The organism is Jejubacter calystegiae (assembly GCF_005671395.1).
Classification (GTDB): domain Bacteria; phylum Pseudomonadota; class Gammaproteobacteria; order Enterobacterales; family Enterobacteriaceae; genus Jejubacter; species Jejubacter calystegiae.
On record NZ_CP040428.1, the window covers coordinates 2,327,670 to 2,351,669 of the forward strand.

A 24,000-nucleotide genomic window follows, 5' to 3' on the forward strand; every position below is an offset into this window, starting at 1 on the left:
CTATGTTACCCGATTTTTTTCACCAGGGTTTTGCGATTATCGCCCTTCAGATAAAACGGTTCAGCGATTTCCAACGCGTATTGCAAAATATCGTTTTGAGTCCTACTTTGTGGGTAGAGTATTTCACTGATAAAAGGAATCAAAATGAAAGCTGCCGTGGTAACCAAAGATCATAGCGTTGAGGTAGTGGACAAAACATTGCGCCCTCTTGAGCATGGTGAAGCGTTGCTGAAGATGGAATGCTGCGGTGTTTGTCATACCGACCTGCATGTTAAAAATGGTGATTTCGGTGATAAGACAGGGGTTATCCTGGGCCATGAAGGGGTTGGGGTTGTCGAGAAAGTCGGGCCAGGCGTCACTTCCCTGAAGCCTGGCGATCGGGCGAGCGTGGCCTGGTTTTACGAGGGCTGCGGTCACTGCGAATACTGTAACACCGGTAACGAAACCCTGTGTCGTTCAGTCAAAAACGCGGGCTACACCGTGGATGGCGGTATGGCCGAAGAGTGCATCGTGAAGGCCGACTATGCCGTGAAAGTGCCGGATGGTCTGGATCCCGCCGCGGCCAGCAGCATTACCTGTGCCGGGGTAACGACCTATAAAGCCGTGAAAATCTCCCATATTCATCCCGGCCAGTGGATTGCCATTTATGGTCTGGGAGGTCTGGGTAACCTGGCGCTGCAGTACGCTAAAAATGTCTTTAATGCGAAGGTGATTGCCATCGATGTGAATGACGCCCAGCTGGCTTTCGCTAAAGAGATGGGGGCGGATATCACCATCAACTCCCGCAATGAAGATGCGGCGAAGATCATTCAGGAAAAAGTGGGGGGCGCCCATGCAGCGGTAGTGACCGCGGTGGCCAGAGCGGCCTTCAACTCAGCGGTTGATGCAGTACGCGCTGGTGGCCGCGTAGTGGCCGTTGGCCTACCGCCGGAATCAATGGATCTGAACATTCCGCGTCTGGTACTGGATGGCATTCAGGTGGTAGGTTCGCTGGTCGGTACCCGTAAAGACCTGGAAGAGGCATTCCAGTTCGCTGCGGAAGGTAAGGTGGTACCGAAAGTCACTAAACGCCCGGTTGCGGATATTAACGCCATTTTTGAAGAAATGGAGCAGGGGAAAATCAAAGGCCGTATGGTAATTGATTTCGCTACGCACTAATCCCGTCCTCCGAACCATGCCGCTCCGAATCCGGGGCGGCCCGTTCATCTGGTCGTATAGCCCGGAACGGGCCGAAGCCCGTCTGCCGTGATCACTTATCAGTCATACAATTGATGGCAGGCCTTGCATAGCGCTTCGCCTTCCAGTCCATTAAACAAATGGTTTCTCCTGGCACGGCACTGGGACGGCGTACAGGTCAGCACATGCTTAAAGGTACGGGTATAGGACTGCTGCGAGCTGAAACTGTACTTTTCGGCAATTTCGATAATGCTGCAGTCGCCAAATTTCAGATCGCGAATGGAGCGGTGCAGCTTATCATGCCGAATATAGCTGGCTGCGGTGACCGACATCTGATCGTAGAACATTCTTTGCAAGTGCCACTTGGAATAGCCGGCAATGCGCGACAGATCCTCAAGCGTAATTTTTTCGTGAATATGATCATCAATCCAGTGAAGTATTTGATTGATGACGCCTGCAGAAAAATGATCTCTTCTCATCCCTGACATCCTCCTTGTTAAGACTTTTCCTATTATGCCCAACGCAGTTTATGAAAATGTGTGCATTTCGCAAATTTAGTTTTTTTTTTTCAAGTTTTGCAAAGAGGACAGCACTTTTTGATTATTTATTAATCATTCTGACGATCAGTTGGGAAAAAATTTCCTGTTGTTTTGGTGTTAATTTGTTTAGAAACTCCTCATCCACCATTGCGCCCTTCGGTTGGGACTGCTGAAGCAATTTTTCGCCTTCTTCCGTCAGCCAGATAAAACGGCGCCTTTTATCCCCTGGATCGCTTTCCCTGCGCACCAGGCCCCGGGCCTCCATACGGCTCAGCATCTCTGCCAGGGTTGCCTTTGTGCTGACGGCGACGTCAATCAACGCCACCTGTTCAATACCGGGATTTTCGGCAACGGAGCGCATAACGGCGTACTGTGGCTTGGTGATTTCCGGAAGCACCTGCTGCCAGCGTGCGGTATGACGCTGGAAAAGCTGGCGCAAAAGGTGGAAGGCTTCGTCTCTTAACTGCTGCATGTTGTGGGCTCCATGACGGTTTGTCTGCCTGCTCATCATAACTGTACTGGGGAAAAAACTTAATTGATGAATGCCGTAAGCCTGGGTTCGGGGGAGGGGTGGTTTTCCGTTGATATTGTCATTGAGTTTTTGCTTAAGGTTGTCTGGTGGCGATTGGGTATTTGTTCTGTTATTTAATGCCTTTTCTGGTGAACCTGATGTTCGAAATCCTGTTTTTTCATTTGATTATCCTGTTGTCATAGAGGTTGAAAAAAATAATAGAGTCAGTCATCCAGGGGAAATTACGGTTCGACTTGTCTGATTTTCTGGAAATCCTTCTCAGGCGATTAGTTGTTTTCCATCTACGCCCTCTCGGTAAGGTTGTCCTGCTGCGTTGATGTTTTGTGCGCATTTTTCCTGGGGGTATTGCCTGACATCACTCATCGTGGCACTGTAAATAAAACGTTCGCATGCGAACAAAATGATCAGGAGAGGCTATGAGATTGATTGTCGGTATGACGGGGGCTACGGGGGCCCCGCTGGGTGTGGCGCTGTTGCAGGCGCTGAAAGCGCTACCGCAGGTAGAAACGCACCTGGTCATGTCGAAGTGGGCAAAAACCACGATTGAACTGGAGACGCCCTGGCAGGCCCATGACATCGCCGCCTTAGCCGATGTGACCCATAGCCCTGCCGATCAGGCCGCCACTATCTCATCCGGCTCCTTCCGCACCGATGGCATGATCATTATTCCCTGCAGTATGAAGACGCTGGCCGGTATCCGCGCCGGATATGCAGAAGGGCTGGTCGGGCGGGCGGCTGACGTGGTGTTGAAAGAGGGGCGCAAGTTGGTTCTGGTGCCCCGGGAGACGCCGCTCAGCACCATCCATCTGGAGAATATGCTGGCGCTTTCCCGTATGGGCGTGGCAATGGTTCCCCCCATGCCGGCTTATTACAACCATCCACAGACTATCGATGACGTAACCCGCCATATTGTGACCCGGGTATTGGACCAGTTTGGCCTTGAATACCCACAGGCCCGGCGTTGGCAGGGATTACGCCACGCGCAACAGCAGGCGCAATCTGCTTATGAGGAGGAATAGCATGGCTTTTGATGATTTACGTGGCTTTTTGCAGGCGCTGGATGAGCAGGGGCAACTTCTGCGCATCGACGAGCAGGTGAAAGCGGAACCAGATATCGCCGCCGCCGCCAACGCCACCGGGCGTATTGGCGAAGGGGCGCCCGCCCTGTGGTTCGACAATATTGAAGGGTTTACCGATGCCCGGGTAGTAATGAACACCATTGGCTCCTGGCAGAATCACGCTATCTCTATCGGTCTGCCTCCCGGTACCCCGGTAAAAGAGCAGATCGATACTTTTATCAAACGCTGGGATGACTTCCCGGTAGCACCGGAACGTCGCGACAACCCACCCTGGGCAGAAAACAGCGTGGATGGTGATGCGATCAACCTGTTCGATATTCTGCCGCTGTTCCGCCTGAATGACGGCGATGGCGGTTTCTATCTGGATAAATCCTGCGTAGTTTCCCGGGATCCGTGCGATCCGGATAACTTTGGTAAGCAGAATGTCGGGATCTACCGCATGGAGGTCAAGGGCAAGCGTAAGCTTGGCCTGCAGCCGGTGCCGATGCACGATATCGCTCTCCATCTGCATAAGGCGGAAGAGCGTGGCGAAGATCTACCGGTGGCGATCACCCTGGGGAACGATCCCATTATCACCCTGATGGGCGCCACGCCGCTGCGTTACGACCAGTCGGAATATGAGATGGCCGGCGCGCTGCGTGGCAGTAGCTATCCGATCTCCACTGCGCCGCTGACGGGCTTTGATGTGCCCTGGGGATCGGAGGTGATCCTGGAAGGGGTGATCGAAGGGCGCAAGCGCGAGATCGAAGGGCCTTTTGGCGAGTTTACCGGCCACTACTCCGGCGGCCGTAATATGACCGTGGTACGTATCGATAAAGTCAGTTACCGGACCAAACCGATCTTTGAATCCCTTTACCTGGGCATGCCCTGGACCGAGATCGATTACCTGATGGGACCGGCGACCTGCGTACCGCTGTATCAGCAGTTGAAGGCGGAGTTCCCTGAGGTTCAGGCGGTGAACGCGATGTATACCCACGGGCTGCTGGCGATTATTTCCACGAAGAAACGCTACGGCGGTTTCGCCCGGGCCGTTGGTCTGCGCGCCATGACCACGCCGCATGGTCTGGGCTATGTGAAGATGGTGATTATGGTGGATGAGGATGTCGATCCCTTTAACCTGCCGCAGGTGATGTGGGCGCTGTCGTCCAAGGTGAATCCGGCAGGCGATCTGGTGCAGTTGCCGAATATGTCGGTGCTGGAGCTGGATCCCGGTTCAAGTCCGGCGGGGATCACCGACAAGTTGATCATCGACGCCACTACGCCGGTTGCGCCGGATACTCGCGGCCACTACAGCCAGCCGGTAAAAGATCTGCCGGAAACGGGGATCTGGGTAGAAAAACTGACCGCCATGCTGGCGGAGCGTCGCTAAACAAACTGAAGGAGGTAACCGATGATTTGTCCACGCTGTGCCGATGAGCACATTGAGGTAATGGCGCTTTCCCCGGTGAAGGGCGTCTGGACGGTGTATCAGTGTCAGCACTGCCTGTACACCTGGCGTAATACCGAACCGCTGCGTCGTACCAGCCGGGAACACTATCCGGAGGCGTTCCGGATGACCCAGGAAGATATTGATAACGCCCCCCAGGTTCCCACTATTCCGCCGCTGCTATAGCGTTAAATCCCCTCTCCCCAATCGGGTGAGGGGAAAAAGGCGTTACTTCTGGGCTTCGCCGCCCAGTCCTTCCACCAGACTTTCAACCAGCGCTGTCAGCTCGCCGGTCATCAGGGTAAAGTCAGCATCGAAACGCAGCGCCACATCTTCTCTGTCGATATCGTCATTCTGATCGCGCAGCTCGTCGCAGAACTTCAGGCGCTTGAGGGAGCCATCATCACAGATAACAAACTGGATCCGCTGCTGCCAGTCGAGCGCCAGTTTAGTCACGACCTTGCCCGCTTCGATATGTACCGCGATCTCGTCACTCACCAGATCCTGCTTTTTGGCGCGAATCACGCCGCCGTCTTCCAGTAGCGCTTTGAGTTCCGCTTCATCCAGTAGCTGGAAGCCCTGAGGAACGCTGCCGCTGCGTACCCATTCGGTCAGGGTCAGTTCAATGGGGTTTTCCATCGATACTGGAACCACCGGCAGAGAGCCCAGGCTTTTACGCAGCAGGGCCAGCGTATCTTCCGCTTTTTTGGCGCTGGCGCAGTCCACATAAATCAGCCCGTTAACGCTGTCGATCCACATCATGGTCTGACTGAAGCGGCTAAAGGCACGGGGCAGCAGATCGTGCAGCACCTCATCTTTTAAAGAATCTTTTTCAGTCTTCTTTAGTTTGCGGCCCTGATCCGCTTCCAGTTTGCGAATCTTTGAATCCAGCGCCTGTTTGACCACCGGCGACGGTAGGATCTTCTCTTCTTTACGGGCGCAAACCATAATCTGCCCGTTAACGGCATGGGTTAGCGCATCGCTCTGTGGCCCCATCGGTGGCACCCAGCCGGTTTTTGCCATATCCTGGCTCCCGCAGGGGGTGAAGCTGAAGAGCGCCAGCTGTTTTTCCATCTCTTCGGGTTGCAGACTGATGTCGCGGCTGAGACGGTAAACCATTACATTTTTGAACCACAGCATGATCGATAACCTTGATAAGCCAAACGCAGCGGGCATGATAGCGAATTGACGCGCGGGTTTCATTGTCTTTCCGGAGGCGCCGCTCTATTCTATTGATTATCCTGATATATAACGATTTAAGGAGACCCGCCGTGCGTATCGGTATCGATCTCGGGGGAACCAAAACAGAGGTCATCGCGCTGGCCGATGACGGGCGTCAGCTCTATCGTCACCGTCTGCCTACGCCACGTGACGACTATTCCCAAACCATTGAGACCATCGCCACCCTGGTGGCGATGGCGGAAGAGCAAACCGGCGAGCGCGGCAGCGTTGGTGTCGGTATTCCCGGCGCGATTTCGCCAGCCACCGGTGTGGTGAAAAACGCCAACTCCACCTGGCTTATCGGGCAGCCTTTCGATAAGGATCTGGCCCGGCGTCTGGGGCGCGAAGTCAGAGTCGCCAACGATGCGAACTGTCTGGCAGTCTCCGAAGCGGTGGACGGTGCGGCCGCAGGGGCAGCGTGCGTTTTTGCGGTGATTATCGGCACCGGCTGCGGTGCGGGGCTGGCCCTGAACGGGCGCTGTCATGATGGTCGCAATGCGGTGGCCGGGGAGTGGGGCCATAATCCGCTACCGTGGATGGATAATGATGAACTGCGTTACCGCGATGAGGTCCCGTGCTACTGCGGGAAAGGGGGCTGCATCGAAACCTTTATCTCCGGCACCGGGTTTGCCAGAGACTATCAGCGCCTGAGTGGCAGCGCGCTGCGCGGTGCCGAAGTGATGACCCTGGCGGAGCAGGGGGACGCCACGGCTTCTCTTGCGATTCAGCGCTATGAACAGCGGCTGGCAAAGTCGCTGGCGCATGTGGTGAACATTCTCGACCCGGACGTCATTGTTCTGGGCGGCGGCATGAGCAACGTGGCACGTTTGTATCGCACGGTGCCGCAGTTGATGAAATCCTGGGTGTTTGGCGGCGAGTGCGAAACCCCGGTGCTGCAGGCGCAGCACGGCGACTCCAGCGGTGTACGCGGCGCCGCCTGGCTGTGGCCGCTTAACGGTTGAGCATGCGGCGGCGCCTGCGGGCGCCGCTAATTCACGGCAAACTGACTCTCCAGACGGCTGATGCCCAGCCCGTTAATCTTTCTGACTCTAACCTGCACCGGAATACGCTCTTTCATGGCTTCGACGTGGCTGATAACCCCAATGGTTTTGCCGCTGGCGTTCAGGGCATCCAGCGCGTCGAGGGCGATATCGAGGGTGCGGGCATCCAGGGTACCGAACCCTTCGTCAAGGAACAGCGAATCGATACGGGTGCGGTGACTGACCAGGTCGGAGAGCGCCAGGGCCAGCGCCAGGCTTACCAGAAAGCTTTCCCCGCCCGATAGCGTGCGGGTATCGCGTACCGCTTCGCCCTGCCAGGTGTCCACTACCTCCAGCTCCAGCGAATCGCTCTCTTTGCGCTGGAGCAGGTAGCGGCCATAAAGGCGGGTTAACTGGCGATTCGCCAGCCAGACCAGATTATCCAGCGTTAGTCCCTGGGCAAAGCGGCGGAATTTATCCCCTTCACGGGAACCCACCAGATGATTCAGGTGGCTCCACTCTTCCAGCGTCTGCTGAGCCGCAGCGATCTGTGCCGTCAGGCTCTGGCGCCGCTGGCGGTTTTCGTCATCGTAACGCAGTTGCTGGCGCAGTTCGCCCTGGCGGGCAGCGTTAGCGTGTAACTGGCCAGCCAGCGCCTCCAGCCGTTGGGCGAGCAGCGCCGGGTTATCCTCATCGCTGGCCTGTTCCGGGCGCTGTTCATGGCTGTCGCGCAGCGCGCGTTCGGCTTCATCCAGCAGCGTTTGCTGTTGATGATTCTCCCGCTCCAGCGCGATTTTACGCTGTTCCAGCGCCTGCAGGCTCTCGTCGTCCAGTCGAGCGGCGAGGAACGCGGCTTCGTCGGCAAAATCGCTGGCCTCAAGCCGCTGGTTGAAGTCGCGGCTGGCGGTTTCCAGGCGCTGACGCTCCTCTGCTTCCTGCCGGGCCAGGCTCTGGCTTCTGCCTGCCAGCGACAGGCAATCGTCGTGGATTTTATGCCAGTCGTCCGGCACCTGAGCGGGGTCATCCCCGGTGGCGTCATCCTCCTGGGGCAGGGTAGTGAGTACCTGCTCCATGCGTTGTAGCTGGGTCTGAAGCTGAGGAAGCTGCTCCTGATGCTGTTGCCACTGGCGGTTTTCCGCCTCACGCGCTTCCAGCCAGGCGGCCTCCTGGTCGATGTCGGGCCAGCTAAGGTTCAGCGCCGCCAGGCTCTGTTGAATTGACTGCTGCTGGCGCTCCTGCTCCTGAATCAGCGACTGACGTTGGGCCTGAGCCGTCTTATGCTGGGTTTCCAGTTCAATGCGTTGCAGCAGCGAACGCAGCCGCTGTTCCTCCTGCTCCTGTTGTTCCAGCCAGCCGCTAATGGGCTGACCTGGCGCAAAGTCGGTGCCGAGTTCGCTATTGAGCTGACGCCACGCCTTCTCTTGCTCGTTCTGCTCTTCCGCCAGCCGTTTGCCGTCGGCTTCCAGTTGGGTGCGGCGCTGCTGCCAGGCTTCCAGTTGGCCGCGCAGAGCTGCGCCCTGTTCCGCCAGGGCGTTTTTTTCGCGCTCCAGTTGCGCCAGACGCTGCTGATTTTCTCCGGGCTCCAGGGACTGATAGCGTTCCACTGCGGGATGTTGGGTGGAGCCGCACAGCGGGCAGGGCTGTTCCGGCTGTAGCCGGGCGCGCTCGTCCTGAAGTCTGACGATAGTTTGTTCCAGGGCGCAGATCTTCTGCACCTCTTCCACCAGCTGTTTTTTGTGGCGGAAATCGGTGCGCCGTTGTTCCAGCGTCTTTTCCTGTTCGGTGAGGCGGGCTATCAGAGTCTGGAGTTCCTGCTGTTGCTCCTGCTGGCGCTGAGCCAGCGGCGCAAAGCGTGAGTGGAGCAGCGCCAGACGGTTACGCAGCGGGCGTTCCACCGCCATTTTTTGTAAACGCTCACTAACCTGAGCATGGCTATCGTCTGCGCCCGCCGTGGGAAGCTGGCTCAGGCGCGCATCGAGTTCGCTCAGGGTGTGGGCGAGGGCGGTTAGCTGCTGCTGCTCCCTCCGCCTCTGACTAAAAGCAGCGCGCCAGCCTGCCAGTTCATCGCGCCATCGGGAAAAATGTGAGTGCTCGCTTAGCCAGTTTTCCAGCGTTCTGTGGCGCAGGCGGATATCCTCAGCCTGGCGTTGGGCGCCGCTGCGAATCTGACGACGACGTGTCAGTTGCGCCTGAAGCTGCGCCGTTATCTGCTGCTGTTGCTGTTGGGTGGTCGCCAGCATTTGCGTCTGCTGCTGGCGCTGCTGCCACAAGGGCTGAAGGCGGGCGGCGGGCTGCGCTCGTGCCAGGCGGGCCAGATCGGGGCCAGCCTGTTCCAGCGCCTGGCGGGCCTGGTTCAGGGCCTGTTGCGCCTGTTCCCGGCGCTGGCGACGCTGATGCAACTGCTGTAGCCACTGATGATGGCGCTGGCACTGCTGCTGCTCGCCGGTCAGTTTTTTTTCCTCGTCAGTGAGCGCCTGCAAACCCTGATTCAACTGCTGCCGTTGGGCTTCATCGAGCAGAGTGACGCCGCCCGCCTGGGCTTCCAGTTGTTCCAGTTCGCTCTTTGCCTGGCGATGTTGCTCAAAGACCCGGGCCGACAGGCGGCCATAGATTTCGGTGCCGGTCAGCTCTTCAAGCAGCGCCGCGCGGGTATTGGCATCGGCATTCAGGAAGGCGGCGAACTGCCCCTGGGAAAGCAGCATTGATTTAGTGAAGCGGTCATAGTCCAGCCCGGAAAGCTGCTCCTGGAGATCCAGTTTGTCTTTGACTTTATCCGCCAGAATTTCGCCGCTGTCGCAGCGCGCCAGCTCCACTCTGGGGGCCTGGAGCTTGCCATCTGCCAGACCCCGGGCGCGGTTCTGGCTCCAGAAGGCGCGATACGCCACGCCCCGTACTTCAAATTCCACCTCTGCCAGACAGTCGGCGCAGTCCCGGGTCATCAGCTCATTCTGGGTCTGGGAGATACTGCTCAGGCGCGGCGTTTTGTGATACAGCGCCAGGCAGATAGCATCCAGCAGGGTGGTCTTCCCGGCGCCGGTGGGGCCGGTAATGGCAAACAGGCCGTTGCTGACGAAGGGCTCGGCGCTGAAATCAATTTTCCATTCGCCGCGCAGTGAGTTCAGATTGCGCAGGCGCAGGGTTAAAATTTTCATGCTTCATCCTCCTGATGCAGGGCTTCCTGGATTTGACCAAACAACAGGCGCAGCCGTGCTTCCCGTTCAGGCTCCAGCCCTTCCTGCGCCAGGCGGCGACTAAAGACATCGTCCACGCTCAGTTCGCTCAGGGTTTCTTTATGCTGGTTATCGATAGCCCGCTGGCGCTGTTCGCGGCTGCGGCGAATCAGTATCACCTCCAGCGGCAGATCTTCCGTCAACTGGCGGATGTGGCGCTGCATATCGTGCAGGTATTCGTCGGTGGTGACTTCAATATCCAGCCAGGTGACCGGTTGTTCAGGAGCGTCGCGCCAGATGCTGAGCTGCTGTTCAATCTCTGCCAGCGAGCCCTTGATTAGCGCCAGCGGTTGGGTGACGGGCACCGGTAGTGCTTTGATTTCGGTAAGAGCGGCGTCTTCAAAGCTGACCAGACTGACGCTCTTCTCTTTGCCGGTTTCGTCAAAGCTCAGGGCAATGGGAGATCCGCTGTAACGCACGTGTGCCATGCCGCCCACGCTCTGGGGGCGGTGGATATGGCCCAGGGCGATGTAGTCGGCAGGCGGAAAATTCTGGGCAGGAAAGGCGTCCAGGCTGCCGATATAGATATCGCGTACCGAATCGCTGGTGGTGACGCCGACGGCGGTCAGATGGCCGGTGGCGATAATGGGCAAATCGCGCTGGCCGCGTAGCGCCAGTGCCTTCTCGTGAACATGTTGATAGTGCTGGCTGATAGCCTCCAGCAACGAGAGCTGTTTGTCGCGGCCATCCTGCCCCGCCTGGCTCTGCAGCAGATCCCGCGGTCGCAAAAAAGGGATGGGACACAGAATGGCGCCGGGCGTGCCGTCGCGGCTTATGATCTCCAGCGGTTCATCGGTGGGGGTCGCCACCACGCAGGTGTTCAGACAGGCCAACAGTTCCCGGGACTCGTTCAGGGTGGCTACCGAATCATGGTTGCCCGCCAGAATATAGAGCGCGCAGCCGGTCTGCTGCAATCTGACCACAAAGCGGTTATACAGCTCGCGGGCGTAGCTGGGCGGCGAACCGGTATCGAAAATATCCCCCGCCACAATAATGGCGTCCGCCTGGTGATGTTCGGCCTGTGCCAGCAGCCAGTCGAGAAAGGCCTGATGTTCGGCAGCCCGGCTTTTGGTATAGAAATTCTGGCCGAGGTGCCAGTCAGAGGTGTGAATGATCCGCATAATCCCGGTTCCGGTGGCAAAAAAGCGTGAGGGGGATTATAAACAACCTGGAAGCCAGTGCGCCTCTTCTGTGACGGTATCCGTCATTAAAGGGTCATGTTTTTCATAAATCTGTCATAAAAGTGACGCATAATGGCGCGCATTACAAAATGGCAACCCGCACCCTCGCGACGAGGGCAAGAAAAAATCAGACAGGGCGAATGATGGCGCGACGTATTCTGGTGGTAGAAGATGAGGCTCCAATCCGTGAAATGGTCTGTTTCGTACTTGAGCAGAATGGTTTCCTGCCGCTTGAAGCGGAAGATTACGATGCCGCTGTGGCACGGCTTAACGAACCCTGGCCTGACTTGATCCTGCTGGACTGGATGCTGCCTGGCGGTTCCGGGCTTCAGTTGATTAAGCACCTGAAGCGCCAGCCGATGACCCGGGATATTCCGGTAGTGATGCTCACCGCCCGGGGCGAAGAAGAAGACCGGGTGCGCGGACTGGAAACCGGCGCCGATGACTACATCACCAAACCCTTCTCTCCAAAAGAGCTGGTGGCGCGAATTAAGGCCGTGATGCGACGCATTTCGCCCATGGCGGTAGAGGAGCCTATCGAAATTGAAGGGCTAAGCCTCGATCCCACTTCTCACCGGGTGATGAACGGCGAGCGTCCGCTCGATATGGGGCCTACCGAATTTAAGCTTCTGCACTTCTTTATGACGCACCCCGAGCGGGTCTACAGCCGCGAGCAGCTTCTGAATCAGGTCTGGGGCACCAATGTGTACGTCGAGGATAGAACGGTGGATGTGCATATTCGTCGCCTGCGTAAGGTGCTGGAAAACAGCGGCCACGATCGCATGGTTCAGACGGTACGCGGCACTGGTTACCGTTTTTCTACCCGTTATTAATCTGTGATTCAGGAGTAAGCCCTTTGCTGGAACGGCTGTCGTGGAAAAGACTGGCCTTTGAGCTGGTCCTGTGTTGTCTGCCAGCGCTGCTGCTTGGCGCGCTGGTGGGGCACCTGCCGTGGTTTTTACTGGCTGCCGTGACGGGGCTTTTGATTTGGCACTTCCATAATTTGCTGCGGCTCTCCTGGTGGCTATGGGTGGATCGCAGCATGACGCCGCCGCCAGGGCGCGGTAGCTGGGAACCGCTGCTTTATGGACTGCATCAGATGCAGATGCGTAACAGGAAGAGGCGCAATGAGCTGGGAAGCCTGATCAAGCGCTTTCGCAGCGGCGCCGAATCACTGCCGGATGCGGTGGTGTTGACCACTGAAGAGGGGGCGATCTTCTGGTGTAATGGCCTGGCGCAGCAGTTGCTTAACCTGCGCTGGCCCGACGATAACGGCCAGAATATCCTGAACTTGCTGCGCTATCCCGAATTTAGCGACTACCTGAAGTTACGCGACTTTTCCCGCCCATTGAATCTGGTGCTGAACAGCGGCCGACATCTTGAATTCCGCGTGATGTCCTATAGCGATCGTCAGTGGCTGATAGTGGCCAGAGATGTGACCCAGATGCATCAACTGGAAGGGGCGAGGCGTAACTTTTTCGCCAACGTCAGCCATGAACTGCGCACGCCTCTGACGGTGCTCCAGGGCTATCTGGAGATGCTGCGTGAAGGCGAAGCGGATGGCGCGTTGCGTGATAAAGCGCTGTTAACCATGGAAGAGCAGACGCAGCGGATGGGCAGCCTGGTACAACAGTTGCTGACGCTGTCGCGGATTGAAGCTTCGCCCACCCTGGATCTGAGTGAAAGCGTGGATATTCCGGATATGCTGCGTCAGGTGGAGCAGGCCGCCCGCTCGTTGGGGCCGGATCATCAGTTCACTTTCGAGGTGGAGCCCGCCCTGAAGATTCGTGGCAATAGTGAACAGTTGCGCAGCGCCGTCTCGAATCTGGTCTATAACGCCATTAACCATACTCCCGCCGGATCGCATATCGCAGTGTGCTGGCAGCGGACGCCGCAAGGCGCGCGCTTTAGCGTGAGTGACGACGGTCCGGGAATTGCGGCCCACCATCTGCCGCGTCTGACGGAGCGTTTCTATCGGGTGGATAAAGCCCGTTCGCGCCAGAGCGGCGGTAGCGGCCTGGGGCTGGCTATCGTTAAACACGCCCTGAGCCACCATGATACCCGGCTGGAAGTGGAAAGCGTTCCCGGGCTGGGCAGCTGCTTTTCGTTCCAGATACCCGTCCGGTTGATTGATAATCGCACGGAGGGTTAACTCTCCCTTCGCCGCAGGGAATTAATGCCTGCGGCTGTTCGCTTTTTATTCGAATGATAAACCGGACTAAAGTTGAAGAATTGGTGCATCTGTCTGGATGTAATTATATGTTTAGTATATTACTCTGGTTTCAGGATCGCTTCTTGCCTTCAAACGCTATAAGCGTTTTAATTGGCCCCCATTATCGTCAGACTGACCAGAATTGCGTGGTATATCGATAAACAATTCTTCGCCACGCTTGTTGAGAAGCGTTTCTCACTGTCATTTTCTGATTAGACCGCTTTTTCACCACCCCGACGTGGCGAAAAATTTGCTAAAATCAACACCACATCCACAGGCAACTCGAATTTATGACCCATCGTTTAACTTCGCGTGACATCATCGCTCTGGGCTTTATGACCTTTGCGTTGTTCGTTGGCGCGGGCAACATTATCTTCCCGCCCATGGTTGGCTTACAGGCCGGCGAGCACGTCTGGTGGGCCTCTTTTGGCTTTCTGATTACCGCTGTTGGTCTGCCGGTGATGACCGTTGTAGCGCTGGCCCGGGTCGGCGGTGGAGTGGATAGCCTGAGCTCCCCCATTGGCCGCCGTGCCGGCATTCTGCTGGCAACCGTCTGCTATCTGGCCGTGGGACCGCTGTTTGCCACACCGCGTACCGCAACCGTCTCCTTTGAAGTGGGTATCGCGCCGCTGACCGGCAGTGGCGCCATGCCGCTGCTGATCTACAGCCTGATTTACTTCGCGCTGGTGATTGTTGTTTCGCTCTATCCGGGCAAGCTGTTGGACACCGTGGGCCACTTCCTGGCGCCGCTGAAAATTCTGGCGCTGATTGTGCTGGCGGTGGCAGCGATAATCTGGCCGGCCGGTGGTATCAGCACCGCGACCGAGGCTTACCAGAACGCCCCGTTCTCGAACGGCTTTGTGAACGGCTATCTGACCATGGACACCCTGGGCGCCATGGTGTTCGGTATCGTTATTGTCAACGCCGCCCGTTCGCGCGGCGTGACTGAGGCGAAACTGCTAACCCGCTACACCATCTGGGCGGGTCTGATTGCCGGTATCGGCCTGACGCTGCTCTATCTGGCGCTGTTCCGTCTGGGTTCTGACAGTATGGCGCTGGTGGATCAGTCCGCTAACGGCGCGGCCATTCTGCATGCCTATGTTCAGCACACCTTCGGTGGCTTCGGTAGCTTCCTGCTGGCGATTCTGATTTTCCTTGCCTGCCTGGTTACCGCGGTCGGTCTGACCTGCGCCTGCGCTGAGTTCTTTGCCCAGTATCTGCCGTTCTCATATCGCACGCTGGTCTTTATCCTGGGCCTGTTCTCGATGGTGATTTCGAACCTTGGGCTGAGCCACCTGATTCAGATCTCCATCCCCGTGTTGACCTTGATTTACCCCCCCTGTATCGTTCTGGTTGTGCTGAGCTTTACCCGCTCGCTGTGGCACAGTTCCACCCGGGTGATAGCGCCAGCCATGCTGGTGAGCCTGGTGTTTGGAATAATGGATGGGCTAAAAGCCTCTACGCTTGCCTGGCAGCCTGAATGGGTTGCACATCTGCCGCTGGCCGACCAGGGACTGGCGTGGCTGCTGCCGACAGTGGCAGTACTGGTTATTTGTGCTATTTGGGACCGTGTGGCAGGACGCCCGACGACGTCAGCTGTGCAGTAACCAGAAAGATTTGTTGTTAACCACGGGCTTAGCCCCGTGGTTTTTTTATTTTAGTGGATTGGTTCAATGGAAAAAAATAAGCTCAAACGTGGCCTGAGCACCCGGCACATACGCTTTATGGCGTTAGGGTCGGCGATCGGCACCGGATTGTTCTACGGCTCGGCCGATGCCATTCGAATGGCGGGGCCAAGCGTGCTGCTGGCCTATCTTATCGGTGGCGTGGTGGCCTACATCATCATGCGCGCGCTGGGCGAGATGTCGGTTCATAACCCGTCGGCCAGCTCCTTTTCCCGCTATGCCCAGGAGAACCTGGGGCCGCTTGCCGGTTACATCACCGGCTGGACCTACTGCTTTGAGATCCTGATAGTGGCGATAGCCGACGTAACGGCATTCGGTATCTATATGGGGGTTTGGTTCCCGACGGTACCGCACTGGATTTGGGTACTGAGCGTGGTGCTGCTGATTTGCGCCATCAACCTGATGAGCGTGAAGGTGTTCGGCGAGTTGGAGTTCTGGTTCTCGTTTTTCAAAGTCGCCACCATTATCATCATGATTGTCGCCGGTTTCGGCATCATCATCTGGGGCATCGGCAACAGCGGTCAGCCGACCGGTATTCATAACCTGTGGAGTAATGGCGGCTTCTTCGCCAATGGCTGGCTGGGGATGGTCATGTCGCTGCAAATGGTGATGTTCGCCTATGGCGGGATCGAGATTATCGGTATTACCGCCGGTGAAGCTAAGGACCCGTCGAAGTCTATTCCCCGCGCGATTAACTCAGTACCGATGCGTATTCTGGTGTTCTATGTCGGTACGCTGTTTGTGATCATGTCTATCTATCCCTGGAACCAGGTGGGCACTAATGGTAGTCCCTTCGTTCTGACCTTCCAGCATCTGGGTATTGCCTTTGCCGCCAGCATCCTGAACTTTGTGGTGCTGACGGCCTCGCTATCGGCGATTAACAGCGATGTGTTCGGCGTAGGCCGTATGCTGCACGGCATGGCGGAGCAGGGCAGCGCACCGAAGATTTTCGCCAAAACTTCGCGTAACGGTATTCCCTGGGTTACGGTGATGGTGATGACGGTGGCGCTGCTGATAGCCGCCTGGCTCAACTACATTATGCCGGAAAACGTGTTCCTGGTTATCGCCTCGCTGGCGACTTTCGCTACCGTCTGGGTGTGGATTATGATTCTGCTGTCGCAGATAGCCTTCCGCCGTCGTCTGTCTACGGATGAGGTTAAGGCCCTGAAATTTAAAGTGCCTGGCGGGACTCCGACTACGGTGGTGGGGCTGATTTTCCTGGCCTTTATTATCGCGCTGATTGGCTACCATCCGGAAACCCGCATCTCGCTGTATGTGGGGTTTGCCTGGATAGCGTTGCTGCTCATTGGCTGGTGGGTTAAGCGTCGCCGCAGTCAATAATCCCCTGTCTGGCCGCCGCAAGTTGGGCGGCCAGTCTCCTCCCCCCGTCTCCTCCCCCAAATCTCTTTGTGATGATGAGCAATCGCCCTGGTCCTTATGGCAAGGTGAGGCCAGTTTCTGACACAGGGGATTCACCATGTTACAGGCCTGGCACCTGCCGGTAGCGCCGTTTGTGGCTATCCGGGGACAGAAGATGACCATTACGCTGTGGCTGGCGGGAGATGCGCTGCCGCAGCGGCTGATGCTGCGTACTGAAATCGATAACGAAGAGACGCCGATCGAGATGACCCGGCAGGCGCAGGCACCGCACCCGGGGATTACCGCGTGGCGCGCCAGCATCGATCTCAGTAGCGGACAGTCGCGCCGCCGCTACTGCTTTAAGCTGCTATGGGCCGACAGGCAACAGTGGTTCGCGCCGCTGGGCTTTAGCGATTTTCCACCGCCCCGCCTTGAGCAGTTTGCCGTGGATGCGCCGGATGTCGGGCCTGACTGGGTGGCGGATCAGATTTTCTACCAGATTTTCCCGGATCGCTTTGCCCGTAGCACCCGGCGTTCCTTCGAGCAGGAAAGCGTTTACCGGCACCATGCGGCAAACCGCGATATCCGGCGGTGCGAATGGCATGAGCCCTTAACGCCAGAGGCCGGGGGCTCGACCTTTTACGGCGGCGACCTGGACGGTATTAACGAAAAGCTGCCCTGGCTGAAACGCCTGGGGGTGACCGCGCTGTATCTGAACCCGGTGTTTGTAGCGCCGAGCGTGCATAAATACGATACCGAAGACTATCGTCGCGTCGATCCCGCCTTCGGGGGGGATGAAGCGCTGCTGCGCCTGCGTCACCATACCCGGCAGCAGGGAATGCGACTGGTGCTCGACGGGGTGTTTAACCATACCGGCGACAGCCACCGCTGGTTCGATCGCCACACGGACTCGACGACCGGCGCCTGCCATAACCCCGCGTCGTCGTGGCGCGACTGGTATAGCTTTTCCGAAGATGGCAAGGCGCTGGACTGGCTGGGCTATCCCAGCCTGCCGAAGCTCGACTACCGCGCCAGCGGCGTGGTAGATGAGATCTACCGGGGCGAGAACAGCATTGTGCGCCACTGGCTGCGCGAGCCGTGGAGTATGGACGGCTGGCGGCTCGATGTGGTGCATATGCTCGGCGAAGGTGGTGGGGCGGGTAACAACCTGCGCCACGTGGCCGGGATTCGTCAGGCGGCGAAAGAGACCCGGTCGGATGCTTTCGTATTTGGTGAACATTTCGGTGATGCGCGCCAGTGGTTACAGGCCGATGCCGAAGACGCTTCTATGAACTATCGCGGCTTTACCTTTCCGGTCTGGGCATTTCTGGCGAATACCGATATTTCGTACGATCCTCAGCGGATTGATGCCAAAACCTGCGCGGCCTGGATGGAGCAGTATCGCGCCGGGCTGTCGCATCAGCAGCAGCTTCGCATGTTTAACCAGTTGAACAGCCACGATACGCCGCGCTTTATCTCTCTGCTGGGTAAGGATCGGGCGCGTCTACCGCTGGGGGTAGCCTGGATGTTCTGCTGGCCCGGCGTGCCCGGTATCTATTACGGCGACGAAGTCGGCGTGGAAGGGGATATGGATCCGATGTGCCGTCGGCCCTTTCCGTGGGATCAAGCACAGCAGGATGGTGAGTTACTGGCGTTTTATCAGCAACTGGCGAAGCTGCGTCGTCAGAGCACGGCGCTACGGCGCGGCGGCTGTCAGGTGGTGTACGCCGAAGGTGATATCCTGGCCTTTGTGCGGCTCTGGCAGCGTGAGCGGGTGCTGGTGGTCATTAACCGCGGTACGGCTTCTGAGATTACGCTGGCGCCATCGCCGCTGCTGGCGAACGGTGACTGGCAGCGTCAGTTGGGAGAAGGGAGCATGGAAGGCGAGCGCCTGACGCTGGGGGCGGTATCTGTGACGGTCTGGCGTAGCCGTTAGCGTTACAACCGGCGTTCCCGGGCAAGCTTCATCATGCGCGGATAAAACTGCCAGAACAGCTGTTCAAGCTGGTCGTAATGGTCGTCCAGGTCCTGCCAGGAGTCGCGCAGCGCCGCCAGCTTTGGGCGGCGGTTAGCCATCCCGTTCAGGACCCGGGCAATAAACGCCATATCGGCATAGCGTTCCAGCCAGCGCTCGGGCCACAGATAGTGATTCAGATTGACAAAAGGTTCCGGCGCCTGGGGGAGGATGGGGGCGATAGCCGCCTCGGCATGGGCGACGAACTGCGGCAGCGGCTGGTCGGGGCAGATGCGCGACCAGTGGCGCGACAGGAAGTGATCCCAGACCACATCCAGGGTAATGGGGGAAACCCTGCGGGTTTGCGGGCGGAACCACTCCCTGGCGGTGCGCACTTCCGGCAGATCGTCGGTCATGGCATCGATGCGACGGTGCATCCAGATACCAGCGGCTACCTCCGGCGACCACTGTTCATCCGGATTTCCACGCACAAAGTCGGCCAGCAGGTTTCCCGCAAGGGAACTGTGCGCCAGAGTGGCGAGATGCAGGTGGGCAAGAAAGTTCATAGGTTCCTTAGTGATTTCGTAGTGTCAGATGGCTTGCGTCTTAAATAATTCAAGTTGCAGGGAGGGGCCCCCGGCACTAGACTAGGCCGCCTGTTTTTAAGCCTGAGTTTCCTGTCATGCGTCTTGCCGATTTCTCTTTTGAACTCCCTGAATCCCTGATTGCCCATTATCCACAGCCTAATCGCAGCGCCTGTCGCTTATTGTCGCTCGACGGGCCAACCGGGCAGCTTACGCATGGCACTTTCACCGATCTGCTCGATAAGCTCAACCCCGGAGACCTGCTGGTCTTTAATAATACCCGGGTGATTCCGGCGCGCCTGTTTGGCCGCAAGGCCAGCGGTGGGCGGATCGAGGTGCTGGTCGAACGGATGCTGGATGAGCACCGAGTGCTGGCCCATATCCGCGCCTCCAAAGCGCCGAAGCCGGGTGCCGAACTGCTGCTTGGCGAAGATGAGAGCATTCAGGCCACCATGGTGGCGCGCCATGACGCGCTATTCGAAGTTCAGTTTAACGACCCGTGCCCGGTACTGGAAATTTTAAACGCGATTGGTCATATGCCGCTGCCGCCCTATATCGACAGACCAGATGAAGAAGCGGATCGTGAACTCTATCAGACGGTCTACAGTGAGAAGCCCGGCGCCGTGGCCGCGCCGACGGCGGGTCTGCACTTCGATGAACCGCTGCTGGAGGCCCTGCGCCGTAAAGGGGTAGAGATGGCCTTTGTGACTCTGCACGTGGGGGCGGGCACCTTTCAGCCGGTGCGGGTGGAAAGCATTGAAGATCACGTGATGCACTCGGAATACGCGGAAGTGCCTCAGGAGGTCGTGGACGCGGTACTGGCCTGTAAGGCTCGAGGTAATCGGGTTATCGCGGTGGGCACCACCTCGGTGCGTTCGCTGGAAAGCGCAGCCCAGGCGGCGCAGCAGGATATCATCGAGCCGTTTTTCGACGATACGCAGATCTTTATCTATCCCGGTTACCAGTATCGGATTATCGATGCGCTGGTCACCAACTTCCATCTGCCGGAATCCACGCTGATTATGCTGGTTTCCGCTTTTGCGGGATATCAACACACCATGCACGCCTATCAGGAGGCGGTGAAAGCGGAATACCGATTTTTCAGCTATGGCGATGCGATGTTTATCACGTACAATCCGCAGGCCATTAATGACCCCCTCACCCTGACCCTCTCCCCGCAGGGGAGAGGGGATTAAAAAATCGGGTTTTGACGTTCCCCTCACCATAAGGGGGATGGGATTAACAACCCCTGGTCTTGACGTTCCCCTCTGGTGAGGGGGGATGGGATTAACAACCCCTGGTCTTGACGTTCCCTCTGGTGAGGGGGGATGGGATTAACAACCCCTGGTTTTGACGTTCCCTTCTGGTGAGGGGAGAGGGGATTAACAATCCCTGTTTTTGACGTTCCCCCTCTCCCTCAGGGAGAGGGCCGGGGTGAGGGTTGTGTTTTAACCGTCAGACTGTGTATCTGATTGGAGGATAAGTGAAATTTGAACTTCAGACCACCGAGGGTCGCGCACGCCGTGGCCGTCTGGTGTTTGAACGCGGCACGGTAGAAACCCCCGCGTTTATGCCGGTGGGTACCTACGGCACCGTAAAAGGGATGACGCCGGAAGAGGTGGAAGCCACCGGCGCGCAGATAATCCTGGGCAATACTTTCCATCTGTGGCTACGCCCCGGCCAGGAGATCATGAAGCTGCACGGCTCCCTGCACGACTTTATGCAGTGGAAAGGTCCGATTCTGACCGACTCTGGCGGCTTCCAGGTCTTCAGCCTGGGGGATATCCGCAAGATCACCGAAGAGGGGGTGCATTTTCGCAACCCGATCAACGGTGATTCCATCTTCCTGAGCCCGGAAAAGTCGATGGAGATTCAGTACGATCTCGGTTCCGATATCGTGATGATCTTCGACGAATGTACGCCGTACCCGGCGGACTGGGATTACGCTAAGCGTTCGATGGAGATGTCTCTGCGTTGGGCGAAACGCAGTCGCGACCGCTTCGACCAGTTGAATAACCCGAATGCGCTGTTTGGTATCATTCAGGGTAGCGTTTACGAAGATTTACGAGATATCTCGGTTAAAGGGCTGGTAGAGATAGGCTTTGATGGCTACGCTGTCGGCGGCCTGGCTGTTGGTGAGCCGAAAGCGGATATGCACCGCATTCTTGAGCATGTCTGCCCGCAGATTCCGGCAGACAAGCCGCGTTACCTTATGGGCGTGGGGAAACCGGAAGACCTGGTGGAAGGGGTGCGCCGCGGTATCGATATGTTCGACTGCGTGATGCCGACCCGTAATGCGCGCAACGGTCACCTGTTTGTGACCGATGGCGTGGTGAAAATTCGCAATGCGAAGCATAAGAGCGATACGTCGCCGCTGGATCCAGAGTGTGATTGCTACACGTGTCGCCATTACTCGCGCGCTTATCTGCATCATCTTGATCGCTGTAATGAAATTCTGGGCGCGCGGCTCAATACCATTCATAATCTGCGTTACTACCAGCGTTTGATGGCCGGTTTACGCCAGGCTATCGAAGAGGGTAAATTAGAGCACTTCGTCGCGGACTTTTACACACGTCAGGGTAAACCGGTCCCAGCGTTATCTGTTGATTAATTTAAAAATGAGGGAAATTTAATGAGTTTTTTCATTTCTGATGCTGTTGCCGCTACCGGCGCTCCGGCTCAGGGTAGCCCAATGTCGCTGATTCTGATGCTGGTGGTTTTCGGCCTGATTTTCTACTTTATGATCCTGCGTCCGCAGCAAAAGCGTACCAAAGAGCATAAAAAACTGATGGACTCCATCGCCAAGGGTGATGAAGTGCTGACCAACGGCGGTCTGGTTGGGCGCGTTTCTAAAGTGGCGGAAAATGGCTACATCGTTATGGCGCTGAACGACACCACCGAAGTGGTCATCAAACGTGACTTCGTCGCAGCTGTCCTGCCGAAAGGCACCATGAAGGCGCTGTAATTTTCCGTTTTCCCGAAGGGAACTGCCGTGTTAAACCGTTATCCTTTGTGGAAGTACATCATGCTGATCGTCGTCATTATCGTCGGTCTGCTGTATGCGCTCCCCAACCTGTATGGTGAGGATCCGGCCGTTCAGATCACTGGCGCGCGCGGCGTCGCCGCCAGTGAGCAAACGCTGAACCAGGTCCAGAACACCTTAAAAAAAGAACAAATTTCCGCGAAGTCGATAGCGCTGGAGGATGGTTCTATCCTCGCTCGCTTTGACTCGTCCGATACACAGCTGCGCGCCCGTGAATCCCTGATGGAGGTGCTGGGTGACCAGTACGTCGTGGCGCTCAACCTTGCCCCCGCTACCCCACGCTGGCTGTCGACCATTGCCGCCGAGCCGATGAAGCTGGGTCTTGATCTGCGCGGCGGCGTTCACTTCCTGATGGAAGTGGATATGGAAACCGCTCTGGGTAAACTCCAGGAGCAGAATATCGACAGTCTGCGTAGCGACCTGCGCGACAAGGGCATTGCCTGGACCAACGTACGCAAGACCAACAACTATGGCGTGGATATCTCTTTCCGCAACGGCTCCACGCGTGACGACGCCGTCTCTTATCTGCAGGGGCGCCACCGCGATCTGGTGATTAGCGGCCAGGGCAGCAATGGTCTGCGTGCCGTAATGTCTGACGATCGTCTGCGCGAAGCGCGTGAATATGCGGTGCAGCAGAACATCAACATCCTGCGTAACCGTGTTAACCAACTGGGCGTTGCCGAACCGCTGGTACAGCGCCAGGGTGCCGACCGTATTGTGGTTGAGCTGCCGGGGATTCAGGATACCGCTCGCGCCAAAGAAATTCTGGGCGCCACGGCGACCCTGGAGTTCCGTCTGGTGAACACCAGCGTCGATCAGTCCGCTGCCGCTTCTGGCCGCGTACCGGGCGATTCTGAAGTGAAGATGACCCGTGAAGGGCAGCCGGTGGTGCTGTACAAGCGCGTGATTCTGACCGGTGACCATATCACCGACTCTACCTCCAGCCAGGACGAATACAACCAGCCGCAGGTGAATATCTCTCTGGATAGCGCTGGCGGTAACATCATGTCCAACTTCACCAAGGACAACATTGGTAAGCCGATGGCGACCCTGTTTGTGGAGTATAAGGACAGCGGTAAGAAAGACGCCAATGGCCGTGCGATTCTGGCGAAGCAGGAAGAAGTGATCAACGTGGCGAACATTCAGTCGCGTCTGGGCAACAGCTTCCGCATTACCGGTATCAGCAACGCCAACGAAGCGCGCCAGCTCTCTCTGCTGCTGCGTGCCGGTGCGCTGATTGCGCCGATCCAGATCGTGGAAGAGCGTACCATTGGGCCGACTCTGGGGATGCAGAACATCAAACAGGGTCTGGAAGCCTGTCTGTGGGGGCTGGTGGCGTCCATCGTCTTTATGGTCTTCTTCTATAAGAAGTTTGGCATTATCGCCACTTCTGCGCTTATCGCTAACCTGGTGTTAATTGTTGGGGTAATGTCGCTGCTGCCGGGGGCCACGCTAACCATGCCGGGGATTGCCGGTATCGTGCTCACGCTGGCGGTGGCGGTGGATGCCAACGTACTGATTAACGAACGTATTAAGGAAGAACTTAAGAACGGGCGTTCGGTACAGCAGGCTATTCACGAAGGGTATAAAGGGGCGTTTAGTTCAATCATTGACGCCAACGTTACCACGCTGATTACCGCCATCATTCTTTACGCCGTCGGTACCGGCTCCATCAAGGGTTTTGCCATCACCACCGCTATCGGTGTGGCAACCTCGATGTTCACCGCCATCGTCGGCACGCGCGCCATCGTCAACCTGTTGTACGGCGGCAAGCGTATTAACAAGCTGTCTATCTGAGG

General features: G+C 57.3%; 20 protein-coding genes. 14 read left to right on the forward strand and 6 right to left on the reverse strand.

Annotated elements, in window-relative coordinates:
• The first annotated feature begins 144 nt into the window (after window positions 1-144).
• Window positions 145-1,158, forward strand: coding sequence for an alcohol dehydrogenase AdhP (gene adhP, locus FEM41_RS10740; protein ID WP_138095967.1), 1,014 nt, complete (start codon window positions 145-147; stop codon window positions 1,156-1,158).
• Between the two features lie 98 nt (window positions 1,159-1,256).
• Here adhP and FEM41_RS10745 read toward each other — a convergent pair whose 3' ends face one another.
• Both FEM41_RS10745 and FEM41_RS10750 read right to left on the reverse strand, forming a co-directional pair.
• Complete coding sequence (locus FEM41_RS10745) at window positions 1,257-1,655, reverse strand: helix-turn-helix domain-containing protein (RefSeq protein ID WP_138095968.1); 399 nt, start codon at window positions 1,653-1,655, stop codon at window positions 1,257-1,259.
• Between the two features lie 121 nt (window positions 1,656-1,776).
• Window positions 1,777-2,187: a MarR family winged helix-turn-helix transcriptional regulator gene (locus FEM41_RS10750; RefSeq protein WP_138095969.1), complete on the reverse strand. Its 411-nt coding sequence runs from the start codon at window positions 2,185-2,187 to the stop codon at window positions 1,777-1,779.
• 476 nt (window positions 2,188-2,663) lie between these two features.
• Between FEM41_RS10750 and FEM41_RS10755 the strand changes: the two genes are divergently transcribed.
• Genes FEM41_RS10755 through FEM41_RS10765 form a run of 3 tightly spaced genes read left to right on the forward strand, consistent with a single transcriptional unit; the run spans window position 2,664 to window position 4,938 of the window.
• Window positions 2,664-3,266 carry a non-oxidative hydroxyarylic acid decarboxylases subunit B gene (locus tag FEM41_RS10755; protein ID WP_138095970.1) on the forward strand — a complete coding sequence of 201 codons (603 nt, stop codon included), beginning with the start codon at window positions 2,664-2,666 and terminating at the stop codon, window positions 3,264-3,266.
• A gap of 1 nt (window position 3,267) precedes the next feature.
• Window positions 3,268-4,695, forward strand: coding sequence for a non-oxidative hydroxyarylic acid decarboxylases subunit C (locus tag FEM41_RS10760; RefSeq protein ID WP_138095971.1), 1,428 nt, complete (start codon window positions 3,268-3,270; stop codon window positions 4,693-4,695).
• A gap of 21 nt (window positions 4,696-4,716) precedes the next feature.
• Window positions 4,717-4,938 (forward strand): non-oxidative hydroxyarylic acid decarboxylases subunit D, encoded by a 222-nt coding sequence (locus tag FEM41_RS10765; protein WP_138095972.1) that lies wholly within the window; start codon window positions 4,717-4,719, stop codon window positions 4,936-4,938.
• 42 nt (window positions 4,939-4,980) lie between these two features.
• Here the strand turns inward: FEM41_RS10765 and rdgC are convergent, their stop codons facing one another.
• Complete coding sequence (gene rdgC / locus FEM41_RS10770; protein WP_138095973.1) at window positions 4,981-5,892, reverse strand: recombination-associated protein RdgC; 912 nt, start codon at window positions 5,890-5,892, stop codon at window positions 4,981-4,983.
• Window positions 5,893-6,023: 131 nt separating this feature from the next.
• On the opposite strand from rdgC, the gene mak reads away from it, so the two are divergent.
• Entirely contained in the window at window positions 6,024-6,935 is a 912-nt protein-coding gene (gene mak, locus FEM41_RS10775) for a fructokinase (protein ID WP_138095974.1), read from the forward strand.
• Between the two features lie 26 nt (window positions 6,936-6,961).
• On the opposite strand, the gene sbcC is transcribed toward mak, so the two are convergent.
• A complete protein-coding gene (gene sbcC / locus FEM41_RS10780) occupies window positions 6,962-10,105 on the reverse strand; it encodes an exonuclease subunit SbcC (protein ID WP_138095975.1) in 3,144 nt (1,047 codons plus the stop codon).
• Window positions 10,102-11,304 (reverse strand): exonuclease subunit SbcD, encoded by a 1,203-nt coding sequence (sbcD, locus tag FEM41_RS10785; RefSeq protein ID WP_138095976.1) that lies wholly within the window; start codon window positions 11,302-11,304, stop codon window positions 10,102-10,104. Before sbcD ends, sbcC begins: the two co-directional genes overlap by 4 nt.
• Window positions 11,305-11,507: 203 nt before the next feature.
• Between sbcD and phoB the strand changes: the two genes are divergently transcribed.
• From phoB to malZ, 5 genes are all read left to right on the forward strand, one after another.
• A complete protein-coding gene (gene phoB / locus FEM41_RS10790; protein ID WP_138099163.1) occupies window positions 11,508-12,197 on the forward strand; it encodes a phosphate response regulator transcription factor PhoB in 690 nt (229 codons plus the stop codon).
• A 23-nt stretch (window positions 12,198-12,220) separates the two neighbouring features.
• Window positions 12,221-13,516, forward strand: coding sequence for a phosphate regulon sensor histidine kinase PhoR (gene phoR / locus FEM41_RS10795; protein ID WP_138095977.1), 1,296 nt, complete (start codon window positions 12,221-12,223; stop codon window positions 13,514-13,516).
• A gap of 350 nt (window positions 13,517-13,866) precedes the next feature.
• Complete coding sequence (gene brnQ / locus FEM41_RS10800) at window positions 13,867-15,183, forward strand: branched-chain amino acid transporter carrier protein BrnQ (RefSeq protein WP_138095978.1); 1,317 nt, start codon at window positions 13,867-13,869, stop codon at window positions 15,181-15,183.
• A 66-nt stretch (window positions 15,184-15,249) separates the two neighbouring features.
• The gene (gene proY, locus FEM41_RS10805; RefSeq protein ID WP_138095979.1) at window positions 15,250-16,602 is read left to right on the forward strand and encodes a proline-specific permease ProY; all 1,353 of its coding nucleotides are present in this window, start codon (window positions 15,250-15,252) and stop codon (window positions 16,600-16,602) included.
• 136 nt (window positions 16,603-16,738) lie between these two features.
• Complete coding sequence (gene malZ / locus FEM41_RS10810) at window positions 16,739-18,556, forward strand: maltodextrin glucosidase (protein WP_138095980.1); 1,818 nt, start codon at window positions 16,739-16,741, stop codon at window positions 18,554-18,556.
• Between the two features lie 2 nt (window positions 18,557-18,558).
• Here the strand turns inward: malZ and acpH are convergent, their stop codons facing one another.
• On the reverse strand, window positions 18,559-19,140 hold the full coding sequence (gene acpH / locus FEM41_RS10815; protein WP_138095981.1) for an ACP phosphodiesterase: 582 nt from the start codon (window positions 19,138-19,140) through the stop codon (window positions 18,559-18,561).
• A 116-nt stretch (window positions 19,141-19,256) separates the two neighbouring features.
• Between acpH and queA the strand changes: the two genes are divergently transcribed.
• From queA to secD, 4 genes are all read left to right on the forward strand, one after another.
• Window positions 19,257-20,354 carry a tRNA preQ1(34) S-adenosylmethionine ribosyltransferase-isomerase QueA gene (gene queA, locus FEM41_RS10820; protein ID WP_138095982.1) on the forward strand — a complete coding sequence of 366 codons (1,098 nt, stop codon included), beginning with the start codon at window positions 19,257-19,259 and terminating at the stop codon, window positions 20,352-20,354.
• Window positions 20,355-20,641: 287 nt separating this feature from the next.
• Window positions 20,642-21,769, forward strand: a complete 1,128-nt coding sequence (gene tgt / locus FEM41_RS10825; protein WP_138095983.1) for a tRNA guanosine(34) transglycosylase Tgt — start codon at window positions 20,642-20,644, stop codon at window positions 21,767-21,769.
• Window positions 21,770-21,790: 21 nt separating this feature from the next.
• Entirely contained in the window at window positions 21,791-22,123 is a 333-nt protein-coding gene (gene yajC, locus FEM41_RS10830; protein ID WP_138095984.1) for a preprotein translocase subunit YajC, read from the forward strand.
• Window positions 22,124-22,150: 27 nt separating this feature from the next.
• On the forward strand, window positions 22,151-23,998 hold the full coding sequence (gene secD, locus FEM41_RS10835) for a protein translocase subunit SecD (RefSeq protein ID WP_138095985.1): 1,848 nt from the start codon (window positions 22,151-22,153) through the stop codon (window positions 23,996-23,998).
• Window positions 23,999-24,000: the final 2 nt, after the last annotated feature.